The sequence below is a fragment of the Flavobacterium sp. RHBU_3 genome, assembly GCF_046613565.1.
Classification (GTDB): Bacteria; Bacteroidota; Bacteroidia; order Flavobacteriales; family Flavobacteriaceae; genus Flavobacterium.
On the sequence record NZ_JBKJHC010000001.1, the window covers coordinates 124,287 to 139,669 of the forward strand.

The 15,383-nt window shown below is 45.9% G+C and carries 12 protein-coding genes; 4 read left to right on the forward strand and 8 right to left on the reverse strand.

Annotation, left to right across the window (positions count from 1 at the left end; translation table 11 throughout):
* Positions 1–389 precede the first annotated feature (389 nt).
* From ACLI1A_RS00565 to ACLI1A_RS00575, 3 genes are all read left to right on the forward strand, one after another.
* Positions 390–1,520 carry a DegT/DnrJ/EryC1/StrS family aminotransferase gene (locus ACLI1A_RS00565; protein ID WP_411404982.1) on the forward strand — a complete coding sequence of 377 codons (1,131 nt, stop codon included), beginning with the start codon at positions 390–392 and terminating at the stop codon, positions 1,518–1,520.
* A 99-nt stretch (positions 1,521–1,619) separates the two neighbouring features.
* The gene (gene galE / locus ACLI1A_RS00570; RefSeq protein ID WP_411404984.1) at positions 1,620–2,636 is read left to right on the forward strand and encodes a UDP-glucose 4-epimerase GalE; all 1,017 of its coding nucleotides are present in this window, start codon (positions 1,620–1,622) and stop codon (positions 2,634–2,636) included.
* A gap of 194 nt (positions 2,637–2,830) precedes the next feature.
* Positions 2,831–3,139, forward strand: coding sequence for a GIY-YIG nuclease family protein (locus tag ACLI1A_RS00575; protein WP_411404986.1), 309 nt, complete (start codon positions 2,831–2,833; stop codon positions 3,137–3,139).
* A gap of 159 nt (positions 3,140–3,298) precedes the next feature.
* Here ACLI1A_RS00575 and ACLI1A_RS00580 read toward each other — a convergent pair whose 3' ends face one another.
* From ACLI1A_RS00580 to ACLI1A_RS00595, 4 genes are all read right to left on the reverse strand, one after another.
* Positions 3,299–4,276 (reverse strand): polyprenyl synthetase family protein, encoded by a 978-nt coding sequence (locus ACLI1A_RS00580; RefSeq protein WP_411404988.1) that lies wholly within the window; start codon positions 4,274–4,276, stop codon positions 3,299–3,301.
* A gap of 133 nt (positions 4,277–4,409) precedes the next feature.
* A complete protein-coding gene (gene rlmN / locus ACLI1A_RS00585; protein ID WP_411404990.1) occupies positions 4,410–5,462 on the reverse strand; it encodes a 23S rRNA (adenine(2503)-C(2))-methyltransferase RlmN in 1,053 nt (350 codons plus the stop codon).
* A 119-nt stretch (positions 5,463–5,581) separates the two neighbouring features.
* Positions 5,582–7,840, reverse strand: a complete 2,259-nt coding sequence (locus ACLI1A_RS00590; RefSeq protein WP_411404992.1) for a T9SS type A sorting domain-containing protein — start codon at positions 7,838–7,840, stop codon at positions 5,582–5,584.
* A gap of 87 nt (positions 7,841–7,927) precedes the next feature.
* Positions 7,928–10,189 carry a T9SS type A sorting domain-containing protein gene (locus ACLI1A_RS00595; RefSeq protein WP_411404994.1) on the reverse strand — a complete coding sequence of 754 codons (2,262 nt, stop codon included), beginning with the start codon at positions 10,187–10,189 and terminating at the stop codon, positions 7,928–7,930.
* A gap of 183 nt (positions 10,190–10,372) precedes the next feature.
* Here ACLI1A_RS00595 and ACLI1A_RS00600 point away from each other — a divergent pair, with 183 nt between their 5' ends.
* Positions 10,373–11,014, forward strand: coding sequence for an O-methyltransferase (locus ACLI1A_RS00600; protein ID WP_411404996.1), 642 nt, complete (start codon positions 10,373–10,375; stop codon positions 11,012–11,014).
* A gap of 5 nt (positions 11,015–11,019) precedes the next feature.
* Here ACLI1A_RS00600 and ACLI1A_RS00605 read toward each other — a convergent pair whose 3' ends face one another.
* The 4 genes from ACLI1A_RS00605 to ACLI1A_RS00620 all read right to left on the reverse strand — a co-directional run bounded on the left by ACLI1A_RS00605 (position 11,020) and on the right by ACLI1A_RS00620 (position 15,381).
* Complete coding sequence (locus ACLI1A_RS00605; protein WP_411404998.1) at positions 11,020–11,589, reverse strand: phosphatase PAP2 family protein; 570 nt, start codon at positions 11,587–11,589, stop codon at positions 11,020–11,022.
* Positions 11,590–11,593: 4 nt separating this feature from the next.
* On the reverse strand, positions 11,594–11,887 hold the full coding sequence (locus ACLI1A_RS00610; protein ID WP_411405000.1) for a twin-arginine translocase TatA/TatE family subunit: 294 nt from the start codon (positions 11,885–11,887) through the stop codon (positions 11,594–11,596).
* A 146-nt stretch (positions 11,888–12,033) separates the two neighbouring features.
* A complete protein-coding gene (locus ACLI1A_RS00615) occupies positions 12,034–13,026 on the reverse strand; it encodes a T9SS type A sorting domain-containing protein (RefSeq protein WP_411405002.1) in 993 nt (330 codons plus the stop codon).
* 117 nt (positions 13,027–13,143) lie between these two features.
* Complete coding sequence (locus ACLI1A_RS00620) at positions 13,144–15,381, reverse strand: M1 family metallopeptidase (RefSeq protein WP_411405004.1); 2,238 nt, start codon at positions 15,379–15,381, stop codon at positions 13,144–13,146.
* Positions 15,382–15,383: the final 2 nt, after the last annotated feature.

Sequence of the window (15,383 nt, forward strand, 5' to 3'; positions counted from 1 at the left end):
TAATTTGTTTTTTGTGCTGATATGCAGCAATTTTGACCCCAGTTAAGAACAACAAATCTTTCCCGGAAAAAATATTTTTAACACACAGTCTGGCTTTGCTTTTCGATTAGGTTTAAATTATTGAGGCTGTATTTTTGGCAAAAAGCAATATTTTTTTAGTTCTTAATTGGGTAACATTTATCGGGAGAGGGAAAACCAACCAACCAATCATTCAAACAGGTAGAGGCTTTACAAACGGAATACGCACCGGGAGTAAAGCCCTCTGCTTTTTATGTGGTTTCGGTACTTGTAAAATGTACCCCGTGTGTGCATAATAACTCATTAAAGTTGATTATTTTTGTGCCGATTATTAACTTAATAAAGCGGCCCGTTCTCAGGGCATAGTTATTATGAAAAAAATACAGATGGTTGACCTGAAATCACAGTACGACCATATAAAAGATACCGTAAACGCTTCTATTCAGGAAGTGCTAGATACCACAGCTTACATTAACGGACCACAGGTACACGCTTTCCAGAAAAGCCTGGAAGACTATCTTGGCGTAAAACACGTAATACCGTGTGCAAACGGTACCGATGCGCTACAGATAGCCATGATGGGCCTTGGCCTGCAACCCGGCGATGAGGTTATTACTGCCGATTTTACCTTTGCTGCTACCGTAGAGGTTATTGCCCTGCTACAACTTACCCCGGTACTGGTAGATGTAGAGCCTGATACTTTTAATATTTCTATAGAGGCCATTAAAAAAGCCATTACCCCTAAAACCAAAGCCATAGTGCCGGTGCACCTTTTTGGGCAGGTGGCTAATATGGAAGCCATATTGGAAATAGCCAAAGAGCATAACCTGTATGTTATAGAAGACAACGCACAGGCCATAGGTGCCGATTACACCTTTGCCGACGGTTCTAAAAAGAAAGTAGGCGGCATAGGCCACGTAGCTTCTACTTCGTTCTTCCCAAGCAAGAACCTGGGCTGCTATGGCGACGGTGGTGCTATATTTACCAATGACGATGCCCTGGCACATACCCTTCGCGGTATTGTAAACCACGGTATGTATGTGCGCTACCACCATGATGTGGTGGGTGTAAACAGCCGTTTAGACAGTGTGCAGGCTGCAGTGCTTAATGCCAAGCTGCCACTTTTAGACAGTTACAACAAAGCCCGCCGTGAGGCTGCTGCAAAGTACAGCGCGGCTTTGGCTAATAACGCTAAAATTGTTACCCCGTTTATAGAAGGTACAGAAGACAGCCATGTGTTTCACCAATACGTGATAAGGATACTGGATGCCGACCGCAATGCCCTGATGCAACACCTGCTGGATAAAGGCATACCGTGCGCCATTTATTACCCTATACCGCTGCACAGCCAAAAGGCATATACCGATGTCCGCTACAACGAAGCCGATTTTCCGGTAACAAACCAGCTGGTAAACGAGGTGCTGGCGCTACCAATGCACACAGAGCTGGAAGATGAGCAAATAGCATTTATTACCGGTGCAATACTGGAATTTTTGAAATAAGCAGGTTGTTAGTTTTTAGTTGTTGGTTGTTGGGTTTGAGTAAGGCCAACAACCAGCAACCGACAACCAACAACTAAAAAAATAACCAATAACAACATTATGAAGATACTCGTAACAGGAGGCCTTGGCTTTATCGGTTCGCATACCGTGGTAGAATTACAAAACGTGGGTTTTGATGTGGTGGTTATAGACGACCTTTCAAACTCATCTGTAGCAGTGCTGGATGGTATTGAAGCCATTACCGGTAAGAAACCCGAGTTTGAGCAGATAGACCTGCGCGACAAAGCGGCTGTACAAAGCTTTTTTGGCAAATACAGTGATGTAAGCGGCGTTATCCACTTTGCGGCCAGCAAGGCGGTGGGCGAAAGCGTGCAAAACCCACTACTGTACTACGAGAACAACCTGGGCGCCCTGGTGTACATCCTTCAGGAGCTACAGAAAAAGAACAGTGCCAACTTTATCTTCAGTTCGTCTTGCACCGTATACGGGCAGGCAGAGAAAATGCCTATAAGCGAAGATACGCCGGTACAACCTGCTATGAGTCCTTATGGTAATACTAAGCAGATAGGCGAGGAGATAATCCGTGATGCAGCCAAAGTAAGCGGTACAAACGCCATATTGCTGCGCTACTTTAACCCGGTAGGGGCACACGAGTCGGCTAATATAGGCGAGCTTCCGTTAGGAGTGCCGCAAAACCTGGTGCCGTTCATTACGCAGACCGCCATTGGCCTGCGCGAACAGCTTTCTGTTTTTGGAGACGATTATACAACGCCGGATGGTACCTGCGTACGCGACTACATACATGTGGTAGACCTTGCTAAAGCTCATGTGGTGGCACTGCAACGCCTTGTAGATGCTAAGAACGCCGAAAAGGTAGAGGTATTTAACCTGGGTACAGGTAAAGGCAACTCGGTGCTGGAAGTGATTAAAGCCTTTGAAAGCGCTACCGGCCAAAAGCTGAATTACAAGATAGTACCGCGCCGCGAAGGCGACGTTACCGAGGCCTATGCCGATACTACAAAAGCAAACAATGTACTGGGCTGGAAAGCCGAAAAATCGCTTGATGAAGCGCTTGCCTCGGCCTGGAAATGGGAACTGAAGGTAAGGGGGAAATAATCCTGAGTTTACAGTCACAGTATACAGATATATGAACGGCGTCTTCCATTTCGACCGTAGCGCAGCGGAGTGGAGAAATCTCAACATGTTGATGTAAAGAGATTTCTCGGCACTATTGCATTTCGCTCGTCCTGAGGGCATAGTCCGAACAGGCGAAGCAAATGGAAGAGCCTTCCTTTTAATTTTTTTGAAGTATGCAGCACACGTTAGGTACACATAATTACTATGTTTACATCCTGACAAATAAAGCCAGGAGCGTGCTGTATATTGGCTTTACAACAGATTTGAAAGAACGGTTGTATTATCATGAAAATCCAGAGCCTCATTCAAAAGCATTCACTGCAAAATATAAGTGCTGCTATTATCTTTATTGGGAACATTATCAGGATGTGCAGATAGCCATAGACAGGGAAACTCAGCTGAAAAAATGGAACAGGAAAAAGAAAGAGGATTTGATAAAAACGGTCAATCCGGAGTTTAGGTTCCTTAACAATGAAATTTAGTTTCTTAAGTCTAAATGCGCTCTTCCATTTCGATGTAGTGCAGCGGAATGGAGAAATCTCAAGAATGTTGATGTAAAGAGATTTCTCGACTCCATTGCATTTCGCTCGAAATGGAACATCACTCAGAGTTAATATATATTCCTAAGAAAGCTCTTTGCTTTATATCTTCCGCTCTATTACATAATTTACCATAAGGGCCAAAGCATCCTTATACGGTGATGCAGGGTAGGTAGATAGTATTTCCAGGGCTTCCTGTTGGTATTCGCCCATCCGTTTTTCGGCGTAGGTAAGGCCACCTTTGTTCTGCACAAATGCAATGACCTCTTTTACGCGTTTCTTATCTTTATTGTGGTTTTTAACCGAATTTATAAGCCACTTCTTTTCCTGTTTGGTACAGTTATTCAGCGTATAAATAAGCGGCAGGGTCATTTTTTGCTCCTTAATATCAATGCCTGTAGGCTTGCCTATAGAATCTTCGGTATAATCAAAAAGGTCGTCTTTAATCTGGAACGCCATACCGATGAGTTCGCCAAAACGGCGCATTTTCTCCACGTCCTCACTGTCGGGGTTTACCGATGCCGCGCCCAGCGAACAGCAGGCCGCAATAAGTGTAGCAGTCTTCTGGCGGATGATTTCGTAGTACACATCTTCGGTAATGTCCAGCCTGCGGGCTTTTTCTATTTGCAGGAGTTCGCCCTCGCTCATTTCGCGTACGGCAACCGATATGATGCGAAGCAGGTCGAAATCGCCATGGTCTATACTGAGTAATAAACCTTTAGAAAGAAGGAAATCACCTACAAGAACCGCGATTTTGTTTTTCCATAGTGCATTAAGGGAAAAGAACCCACGGCGGCGGTTAGAGTCGTCTACTACGTCGTCGTGTACCAGGGTAGCGGTATGGATAAGCTCTATCACCGAAGCCCCGCGGTACGAACGCTCGTTTATGGTGCCTCCGCTAATCATCTTGGCGGTAAGGAACACAAACATAGGGCGCATTTGCTTGCCCTTGCGTTTTACAATGTAAAAGGTAATGCGGTTTAAAAGCGCCACTTTACTGGACATTGCCTCGTAGAACTTTTTCTCGAAAAGTTCCATCTCGGCTGCTATGGGCTGCTTTATTTGCTCGGTGATTTTCATTCAACGCCAAAGATAGCAAAAGCCGCTTTAGTTATAAAGTTTTTTTAAGTCGAAAGTTGTCTTGGTCGAAAGACAAAAGTCATAAAGTGTAAAGCCGGGCAACCTGAAACTTTAAACCTGAAACAAAATAAACTTACTGCGCTGCTTCGTTCTTATTGGCCAGCTGGCCGCACGCTGCATCAATGTCCTTGCCACGGCTGCGGCGCACTTTTACCACTATATCGTTGCGTTCCAGTGCTTTTATGTAAGCGTTAACAGCTTCGGGTGCCGCCTGCTGAAATTCGCCGTCGTCTATGGGGTTGTATTCTATAAGGTTAACCTTGCAGGGTACATACTTACAAAACTTTACAAGGGCATCAACATCTACCTTGCGGTCGTTTATGCCGCCCCAAACCACGTATTCGTAGGTAACGCGGCTTTTGGTTTTGCTGTACCAGTATTCCAGCGCCTCCCTTAGTTCTGTAAGCGGAAAGCTGGTGGTAAAGGGCATAATGCGGTTTCGTACTTCTTCAATGGCGGAGTGTAATGATACGGCAAGCTTAAACTTTACGCCATCGTCAGCCATCTTTTTTATCATTTTAGATACGCCCGATGTACTCACGGTAATGCGTTTGGCACTCATGCCCAGGCCTTCCGGCGAAGTGATTTTCTCAATCGCCTTCATTACGTTGTTGTAGTTCATAAGCGGTTCGCCCATGCCCATAAACACTATATTGCTCAGCGGGTGCCCATGATACAGCCTGCTTTCGTTATCTATGGCAGATACCTGATCGTAGATTTCGTCGGGGTTAAGGTTACGCATACGTTTAAGGCGTGCCGTAGCACAAAACTTACAGTCGAGGCTACAACCCACCTGGCTGCTTACACAGGCGGTGGTACGGGTTTCGGTAGGTATCAGTACACTTTCTACCACAAGGCCGTCGTGCAGGCGCACAGCATTTTTTATGGTGCCGTCTTCGCTTTGCTGCATCTGGTCTACGTGTATGTGATTGATAACAAAGTTATCCTCCAGCATCTGGCGGGTACCTTTGGCTACATTAGTCATGTCGTCAAAGCTGTGCGCGCGTTTGTTCCACAACCATTCGTAAACCTGGTTGCCGCGAAATGCCTTGTCGCCATTGGCTACAAAAAAATCCCTTAACTGTTCTTTGCTCAGTGCCCTTATGTCCCTTTTCTCCGTTTGCATGCTGCAAAGGTAGGTGTTTTTTGGCGGATTTGTAAATTCGGGAATTTGTGGATTTGTTTATTCGTCAACTTAAGCGTTTACAGGCTTTTTCCAAATTGACAAATTGACAAATCCACCCTTTACTCTTTCACCAGCTTATAACTGCTTTCGCTGTTGCCGCTTTTCACCTTCAGGATGTACACACCGCTTGCCGCGCCCGATATATCCAGGGTGGCGGTATCAGCACTAAAGCTGCCCTGTTTTACAAGCTGACCCACAAGGTTGTACACTGCATAGCCAAATCCTGTATTGATGCCCTTAACATTGTACACTCCAGCCGATGGGTTAGGGTATACGGTAATGTTTTGAACAGCAGGGGTTGAGGTGCCTAACTCGTGTTCTATTTTAAACTTTGTGGTTTCAAAATGTTCGTACTCCCCACCTTCGGCTACTGTTTCACCACTGTCACTTACAAGGCTGTAATGGCCTGCGCCGTAGGCGCAGCAAATACCGTCGCCGTAACCATCGTGTATGGTAAAGGTATAACAGCCGTTATCGGGTAGGGGCAGGGTTTGAGTATAGGTAAGGTTGTTTTCGTAGCTGTTTTCGGGTGCCGAATATAGTATAGCACCATACTGGTTGGTTAAATCCCAACTTATTTCCGACGCATAACCGTCTGTTGTAATGGTAAAAGTCAGCTCATTTGCCGGAGTAATGGGGTATACAGTAAAGTTACCTGTAATAGTGTTATTGTCCGGGTTTTCATCTGCAATGCCGTTAGCGCTGGTAACCGAGATGCTCAAAATATTATCGCCAAGGGTGCCTGTAAGGGTAGGGAGGTCTATCAGTTCGGCCTGGTTTTCGGGTAATGAGCCTGTCCAATTGTAAGTTTGGGTAGTACCATTATCAAGAGAATAACTTATTGTAGCCGAAGTAAGTGTGTTACTGCCATAGTTTATAAGCCTTACCTGCGGGTTTATGGTTTCGCTGCAACCGTCGTGACCCAAATCGGCAAGGGCAAGTTTTATGTCGTTTGCATATATAGTTTGTGCCGGGTACGCATCGAGGGTAGTAGCGCCGGTATTTTGCGGATCCAGCCATTCTTTAAGTCGCGTTTCGGGTGTGGTGCCCGTGGCCCACGATACTGCAAGGCGCCCGTAAGAGTCGCCTCCAAAGTTAGATACCAGGCCATCGCAGCCCGATGAACCGTACCAAAGCTGACCGATAATGCGTCCCTGGGGAGTAAGCAACGGTGAGCCTGATGAACCGCCTTCGGTAACACCGGTATTCCAGGATTGTATGTCCCAAACGCGGTTAAATACATTTTTTACAGGTGGGTCGTAGTCTACGCTTACTTTCATTATATCGCCTGCAGGGTGGTGTACCCCGTAGGTAAATGCCGGGGCAATATCGGTGCGGTCCCAGCCCGAAAAGATAACGCCCCATTCCTCAGGGATGCTTGTGTTCATCTCCATCAATAAAAAGTCGGACTGGGCGCGGTGCGCTTTCATGGTGGCACCGCTTATGGTTTGTACTTCGTTTAAGCTAAAGTCGCCATCTTCTGTAGACGGACATGCAGGTTGCGGGTTTATCCAGTTAAAACGAAAGGTATACATACAACCTTCTACCCAGGCGTGGTTAGCCGATAGCATATAAGGCGTGCCATCGTTAGCCGTATTGTTTACCATGGCGCCACTGGCTACAAAAGCTATACTGTCGTTACTGGCAAGGATGCGCACCACAGAGTGTTTTGTAATGTCTTTGCGGTTTTCTACGCCCGGCATAAAACACTCTACGTCGTAATTACAGTCACCGGACATTACTTCCTGTGCCGATTTTAAAATACCACGCACTGCCCTGTAGGCATGTCCTGCCTTGGTTATGGTAAGCTTTCCTTTGCCCGCTTGCGATTTTGGTTCGTAATATTCCAGCCACATATCATCACCTGTTACCGGCCAGGTGCCAAAGTATGGCCCGCTGTGGTTTTGGCGCTCGTCATAAGCCCCCAGCAGGTCGGTGTGGTCGTTGTTGTACACATACAGTGTGGCTCCTTTCGGGATGAAGAAATCCCTGAACCAAAAGTGCATACCCTTAGCCCCCGGCGAACTGAAATGTATGCGCCACAGCCTGTCGCCATTTGGCAGGATGTTCCACATACCGCTGTTTTCCATGGTGTAGTTTGTGGTAAATTCATGGGCAAAGCGGTATGGTACATCTTTCCTGCCCGCATTTTTTGCATCCTGTTCCGTTAAGGCTTTCAGGTTTACGGCGGGTAAAGTAATTTTTGCCGGTTCAGTCAGGTTTACGGTGCGCCAGCTTACCGGCGTGCCTTTGTTAGTAACCTGGCTAAAGCCTAAGCAAGTGGTTAAAACAATAAGTAGTGATAGTGTTATTTTCATTGTAATCAGGTTATCTGTTTATGGGTTGATCCGGTTATTTGTTATGCTGCGGCTAATTTATACTATACAATCAAATAACAGCATTACCTAATCTTTAATAAGCTTGTAGCTGTTTTCGCTGTTGCTGCTTTTTATTTTAAGGATGTATACTCCCATAGCCGAGCCGGATATATCTATTGCGGTAGTGCTGCCCTGGGCACAAACGCCACGGTTTATTTCCTGACCCAAAAGATTGTATACTGCATAGGTGTCGCCGTTTTTGGTTCCGCTTATGTTGTAGATTCCTGCAGAAGGGTTAGGGTATACTGCTACGCCTTTCAGGGCAGGGTTTTGTGTGCTTAATGCGTGCGATATTTTAAAATTTGTGGTTTCGGTGTGTGCATAAGCACCTCCCTGGGCAAGCGCGGTGCCGTTTTCGCTAACAAGGCTGTAGCTGCCCTGTCCGTAATCACAGCAAATACCATCTCCGTACGCATCGTTAATGGTAAAAGCGTAACAACCATCATCCGGTACCATCAGTGTTGTGGTATACGTTTGAAAGCCTTCATAGGTTTCTCCTGGCACACTGTATAGTAGTATTCCGTATTGGTTCCTAAGCTCCCAGCTCACCTCTTCGCCATACTCGTCTGTGTTTATTGTAAGGGTGAGCTCGGTAGCGTTAATTTCAGTGTGTGCTTTAAAATTTGCTGTAACCTCATTGTTACCGGGGTTGTCGTCATTGGTATTGTTTGGTGCACTTACCCATGCGGTAAAAGTATTTTCGCCTATAACTCCGGTCAATGCAGGAATGTCTATCAAAGTTGTCTGGTTTTCAGGCAGGGTGCCCTCCCAGTTAATGGTTTGTGTTTCACCTGTATTCAGTAAATAATTTATGGTAGCTGCGGTAAGCGTACTACTTCCGTAGTTAATAAGGCGTACTTGCGGACTGATGTTTTGGCTACAGCCATCGTGCCCCAGGTCTATAAGGGCAAGTTTCACATCATTGGCATAAATGGTCTGTGCCGGGTACGGTTCCAGGATAAGGCTCCCTGTATTTTGCGGATCCAACCATTCCATAAGCCTAGTTGCGGGCGAATCGCCATCGTCCCAGGATTTACTAAAACGCCCATAGCCTGCAAGCCCGCCGTTTGGCTGGTTGCCATTACATCCGGGCATGCCGTACCACAGTTGGCCTATAATTTCGCCCTCGGGGTTTAGTAGCGGTGAACCCGATGAACCGCCTTCAACTGCGCCAATTTCCCAGTCGCCTACACTCCATACATATCCGTTATCAGCCAGTGTGGGCGGATCAAGGTCCAGGCTTACCTTCATTATATCTCCTGCCGGGTGGTGTACTCCGTAAGAAAAAGCCGCCGCTTCCGGTACACGGCTCCAGCCGGATAGTATGGTGCCCCATTCGTCCGGAATATCGTTAATAAGCTCCAGGAGCATAAAGTCTGATTCTTCACGGCGTGCCCTCAGCACGGCGCCGCTCATCGTTTGTACCTCATTTATACTGCTGTCGCCATTACCACTTGAAGGGCAGTCCGGGGTAGGGTTTATCCAGTTGAACCTGAACGTGTACATGGTACCGTCTACCCAGGCATGGTTAGCCGAAAGTACATAGGGTATGCCGTTGTTTGCTGTGTTGTTTATAAGGGCGCCGCTGGCAAGGAAAGCCCCACCATCGGGCTTGCTGCCTATAATGCGGGTTACCGAATGCTTGGTTATATTCTTGCGGTTTTCTACAGCATCTACAACACATTCCACATCGTAATGACAGCTTTCAGAAAACACTTCCTTGTTGGTATTAGCCATACCTCGCAGTGTTTTATAAGCATGGCCTATTTTGCAAATGGTAAGCTTACTGTTGCCCTGCTGTTCTTTTGGTTCATAATATTCCAGCCAAACATTGTCACCACTTACCGGCCATGTGCCAAAATAGGTGCCGCTGTTTTGGTTGTGGTTATAGGCGCCTATGAGTTCTGTATGGGTATTATTGTATACATACAGCGTAGCACCTTTGGGAATGTAAAAATCCTTGAACCAAAAGTGCATTGCCTTAGCACCCGGAGCATTAAAATGTCCTCTCCACAAGCGGTCGCCATTGGGTAGGGTGTTCCATGAACCGCTATTTTGCAGGGTATAGTTTGTGGTAAATTCGTACCCGAAACGATAGGGTACGTTTTTATTGTTTTCGTTTCGTTTGTCTTCCTCTAATAGCGTTTTTACATCAACCGCTGGGAGTAAAATTTTTTGTGGCTCGTTTAAGTTTGAAGCACGCCAGCTGTAAGGTACACCTTTATTGGTCACCTGGCCAAAACCGGTAACCGCTGCCAGCCCGAAAAGTAGGGTTAGTGTCCGTTTCATTATTTTTAAGTTTTTTAGGAGATGGTGTGCAATGTTATCTAAATATTTAGGAAATAGGGTGTTTTAAAGGTGGAAATTTGGTGACATTTCAGGATTTTATTTGATTTTACACCGTAGTGGGGCAGAGGGATCGTTTTCGTTTAGAATGGCTATCTTTGCGCTACATAAACATTTAGTAACATTATGCATACCCTGTTTGAAGAATTTGACGATTACGCTACACGCCACAGTGCCGATGAACCTGCTTTACTAAAGGAACTGGATAGGGAAACCCACCGCCGTACCACGCAGCCGCGTATGCTTAGCGGTCATTTTCAGGGGAGGATATTAAGTATGCTGAGCAAGCTTGTAAACCCGAAAGCAATATTAGAAATAGGGACTTTTACGGGGTATGCCGCGCTATGCCTTGCCGAAGGATTAGCCGAAGGGGGTACGCTGGATACTATAGATGTTAATGAGGAATTGTACGACCTGCAACGCACTTTTTTTGATAAAAGTCCATGGGGTGAGCAAATAACCCAACACCTGGGCAGTGCATTGGATATTATCCCGGCATTAGGGAAAAAGTTTGATTTGGTGTTTATTGACGCCGATAAGGAGAATTACCCAAATTACTGGGAAATGATAGTGCCGTTAATGAACAAGGGCGGCGTTATACTGTCTGACAACGTGTTGTGGAGTGGTAAAGTGCTTCAGGAAGTAAAGGCAAACGATAAGAGTACCCGTATACTGGTAGAGTACAACAAAATGGTAAAGGAAGACCCGCGTGTAGAGACCGTGCTGTTACCTATCCGTGATGGGCTTACTGTTAGTAGGGTAAAATAAAAACCCTACGCAAAGGTAGGGCTGTATTTTTGTCTGATGAATTTATAGAGTTGCAGGATAAACCATCCGGTTAATAATCCGTACAGGTAACCGCATAGTATATCGCCGGGATAGTGCAGGCCAAGGTAAATTCGGCTAAAGCCAAATATAAGTGGCCAAAGGAAAAACAATCCTATGTATTTTGTGTAAGGTTTTAGTATGTTGTATACCAAAAACGAAACCGCCATAGAGTTAGACGCGTGCCCTGACACAAAGCTGAATGACCTGCGGGTTTGTACGGCACGTATTAGTGTTGCAATGTCCGGATTATTGCAGGGGCGTGGCCTTTTAAAAAGAAACTTTATAAGATTAGTCGTTTGGTCCGTAAACAGCACTGTGAGTGCTACCATACCCAAAACCAAAAAAAAGTGGTTTTTGCCCAGTTTTTTGTAAGCTATGTATAATACAATGGCAAATACCGGTATCCAGTACTGAAAGCGGGTAATGATTTCCCATAACGAATCGTAGGCTTCGCTTCCCAGACTGTTTAGAAACACAAAAAGCTTAACATCCCACTCGTGCAGTTTTTCTATCATTCCCTTATGTACGTTTTATAGGACCCGAAAAGTCTTCTATATCTTCCTTTACTTTGTTTATTTCGCCTTGTATCTGTTTGGTAACACTATGGTTATCGCCCAGATCCGTAAAGGTTTTTTTAATATCATCTACTTCGGCGCTCTTTTGTATTTCGTATTTAATATCGTTAGTAGCATCTTTCAGCTGGCGCATACCTTTTCCCAGGGTACGTGCTATTTCGGGTATCTTATCGCTACCAAAAAGCATCAGCACAACCAGCAGTATGAAAAAAAGCTCTCCGCCTCCTATTCCGAACATAATCTAAAAATTTTGATTACAAAGTTAACTATAAATACGGCTTATTAGTACGCGGGGTTTAGCTTATTAATGATTTTTTAAGCCCTAAAAGCAAACAAGCCCGCACTTTAACATAGTGCAGGCTTGTTTTATAAGTCTGTAAAATATTATTTCTTAATGAACTTTACCGTTTGGTTACCTGCTTCGGCTTTAACATTTGCAAAGTAAACGCCGCTGTTCAGGCTGCTTATGTTCAGGTCGTTTCCGTTACCCGATAGCACTATTCGTCCTGTAGCATCGATAATTGCAACTTTTGCATTGTTAAAGTCGCCTGTAAAATGCAGTACTTCAGCTGTAGGGTTTGGTGTTATGTTGATGCTGTTTTTAGTTACGGTATTAACACCGGCCACACCGTTGTATATTTCTACCGAATTTACATCGTAATCAACGCTTAGTGCCGGTACGTTTACGTTAGTAGCAAGGCTGCGTACCATAGGCGTGGCATTACCCGAAGCGTAGTACAGGTAAATGGTTTGTGTAGCTGTTCCTGCCGGGAAGCCCAGGTAGTTCAGTGTTAGGTTTTGTACTACTTTAAGGCGGGTTAATGTACCGCTAACCGAACCTATGCTGCTGGTTATGGTGCCATAAGCATCTACACTGGTAACACAGGTACCCGTAAAAGTACCGTTGTATGCCGTACCCGATAAAGTTGCTGAATAGGTACCTGCAACCTGGTCGGTATTGCTGTAGCCATATTGTAGCGGAAAAGTACCCAGGGTAGCGTTGTTAGTACTGTAGTTTAGTACTACACCGTCTATATCTATGCCTGTAATGGTGCCGCCTCCGGTTGTAAAAATATCGATGGTAGAAGAAGACCCTGCACCGTTGTACTCGCCTACAGATTCGGCTACAAGCTGTGTGCCCGGATACGTAGAGGACTGGTTAGTTGTAGAACTGATAACTTGTGCCGTAGCGGTTCCTGCATTGGTTAATGCACTAAAATCCCAACTTGTGTTTTCGCCGGTAGCGCTTTCGTCCGGCACGCCTGAAGCAATAATGTACGAAGCTGCACCTGAGCCTGTAGTGTAAAAACTGCTTATTGTTTGTGCTGAAGCACCCATGCTTGCCAATACAATAGTTGATAGTAATAGTTTTTTCATTTGGTGAAAGTTTTAGCCAAAAATATAGAAAAAACTGCTGCCAACTCCTTAAAAATTAATAGAAAACCCTGATATATCGGTAAATATATCAGGGTTGTAGGTGAAAATCGTTAATTTTTATTTTTTACTACCCGTATCAAACTTTGTTTTCACGGCTTCGCGTGGCCACATATTGTTTGTAATGTCTATATCGGCAGTTTGTAGTTTAGGATCCAGCTGGAATTTCACCACTTTTTTATCGGTAGCAAAAACCCTCATGGCAGTTTGGTTGTTCTTTCTCCAAATCTGTACCGGGAAGGTTTGCGTTTCGCTGGTGCCGTCTTCATAGGTAAGCTGTACGATGATAGGCATCAGCATACCGCCCGGCTTGTCAAAAGTAAGTTCGTAGAAATACTTCGGTTGTTTCAGGTTTGCTTTGTCTTCAGCCGATAGTTTTTCGTTTACAAAATCTTTCAGGAGCTTTATGTCTTTGGTGTCAAACGCTTTGTCTTTGCCATCGGTAACCATATACACAAAAGGCCCTTGTTCCTGTCCGAAACGTCCTTTACGGATGTTGGCCTCCTTGCTGTCCTTAGGTTTATCGTCGGTAACGTAGTATTGTTTTACATCCATAATGCCTATGTCTACATAATCGGTAGTATAGAACCATCCCCTCCAGAACCAGTCCAGGTCTACCGCCGAAGCGTCTTCCATAGTACGGAAGAAATCTTCGGGAGTAGGGTGCTTAAACATCCAGCGTTGGGCGTAGGTTTTAAACGCGTGGTCAAACAGGTCGTGACCCATAATCACTTCGCGTAAAATATTCAATCCCGTTGCAGGCTTGCCGTAAGCGTTGTTTCCAAACTGGTGTATGGTCTCAGAGTTGCTCATTATCGGCTCCAGGAACTTCTGGTCGCCACTCATGTACGGTACTATATTAGCCGCAGGGCCACGTCGTGTAGGGAAAGCCGGGTCATATTCCTGCTCGGTAAGGAACTCTACAAAACTGTTAAGTCCTTCGTCCATCCATGTCCACTGGCGCTCGTCTGAGTTTACAATCATCGGGAAGAAGTTATGCCCCACCTCGTGGATGATAACTCCTGCCATACCCCACTTAATGCGGTCGCTTACCACGCCTTTTTCGTCAGGGCGGCCGTAGTTCCAGCAAATCATAGGGTACTCCATGCCCTGGTCTTCGGCAGAAACCGAAATCGCCTTAGGGTAAGGATAGTCAAACGTGTACTTGCTATAGGTTTTTAGCGTGTGCGCTACTATACGGGTACTCTTATCGCCCCACAGCGGATTTGCCTCCTTAGGATATAGCGAAATGGCCATAACCGTTTTGCCGCCCAGCTGTACCGCCATGGCATCGTATATAAACTTACGGCTTGAACTGAACGCGAAATCACGCACGTTTGTAGCCTTAAACTTCCAGGTTTTCTTTTTGGTGCTAAAGCCCTTTTCTGAAGCCGTTGCCTCGTCCTGGGTAACTACTACCACAGGTTTATCAAAGGTTTTGGTTGCCAAGTCCCAACGCTTAGCCTGAGCTGCGGTAAGCACTTCGGCGCGGTTTTGCAGTTCGCCCGTTCCGTCAAGGATATGGTCTGCCGGGGTGGTAATGTTCACCTCGAAGTTGCCAAACGGCAGGGCAAATTCGCCTGCGCCCCAAAACTGCATATTCTGCCAGCCTTCTACGTCGTTGTACACCGCCATGCGTGGGTAAAACTGCGCAATTACGTACAGGTTGTTGCCGTCTTTATCAAAATGTTCGTAACCGCTGCGCCCACCTATAACCTGGTAGTTGTTAATGTTGTACCACCACTTAATGCTGAACGATACCTTTTCGCCGTGCTTTAGCGGCGTAGGCAGGTCGATGCGCATCATGGTTTGGTTTACGGTATATTTCATCGGCTTGCCGGCTGCGTCTTTTACGTATTCCAACTTAAATCCGCCGTCAAACTGCTGTTGCAGGTACTCACGCGAAAAGCCTGCCGGGCTGTATGCCTCGTTCATCTTCTGGCTTTCTACCAGCTTCGATGGCGAATCGGCGGCGTGCTGGTTTTGGTCCAGTTGCACCCACAGGTATTCCAGCGGGTCGGGTGAGTTGTTAGTATACGTTATGGTTTCGGTACCGTACAGCTTGGTGTTCTTGTCGTCAAGTTCCACATCAATCTTATAATCGGCTTGTTGCTGATAGTAAGCAGGGCCGGGTGCGCCCGATGCCGTACGGAACATATTGGGCGTAGCCAAAAGATCGTACATCTGGCTGAACTTGTTGTTGTCGCCATGTCCCGGTTCGCGTGGTGTAGCGGGCTTGTCCTGCGCGGTGGCGTACAGGCTGGCAAGAACCGAAAGGGTGCAGATAATTCTTTTCATTG

Coding starts and splice junctions, on each gene's coding strand:
- galE (WP_411404984.1), top strand. CDS start 1,620: ATGAAGATACTCGTAACAGGAGGCCTTGGCTTTATCGGTTCGCATACC.
- ACLI1A_RS00580 (WP_411404988.1), bottom strand. CDS start 4,276: ATGAAAATCACCGAGCAAATAAAGCAGCCCATAGCAGCCGAGATGGAA.
- ACLI1A_RS00590 (WP_411404992.1), bottom strand. CDS start 7,840: ATGAAAATAACACTATCACTACTTATTGTTTTAACCACTTGCTTAGGC.
- ACLI1A_RS00605 (WP_411404998.1), bottom strand. CDS start 11,589: ATGATAGAAAAACTGCACGAGTGGGATGTTAAGCTTTTTGTGTTTCTA.
- ACLI1A_RS00610 (WP_411405000.1), bottom strand. CDS start 11,887: ATGTTCGGAATAGGAGGCGGAGAGCTTTTTTTCATACTGCTGGTTGTG.
- rlmN (WP_411404990.1), bottom strand. CDS start 5,462: ATGCAAACGGAGAAAAGGGACATAAGGGCACTGAGCAAAGAACAGTTA.
- ACLI1A_RS00575 (WP_411404986.1), top strand. CDS start 2,831: ATGCAGCACACGTTAGGTACACATAATTACTATGTTTACATCCTGACA.
- ACLI1A_RS00565 (WP_411404982.1), top strand. CDS start 390: ATGAAAAAAATACAGATGGTTGACCTGAAATCACAGTACGACCATATA.
- ACLI1A_RS00595 (WP_411404994.1), bottom strand. CDS start 10,189: ATGAAACGGACACTAACCCTACTTTTCGGGCTGGCAGCGGTTACCGGT.
- ACLI1A_RS00615 (WP_411405002.1), bottom strand. CDS start 13,026: ATGAAAAAACTATTACTATCAACTATTGTATTGGCAAGCATGGGTGCT.
- ACLI1A_RS00600 (WP_411404996.1), top strand. CDS start 10,373: ATGCATACCCTGTTTGAAGAATTTGACGATTACGCTACACGCCACAGT.
- ACLI1A_RS00620 (WP_411405004.1), bottom strand. CDS start 15,381: ATGAAAAGAATTATCTGCACCCTTTCGGTTCTTGCCAGCCTGTACGCC.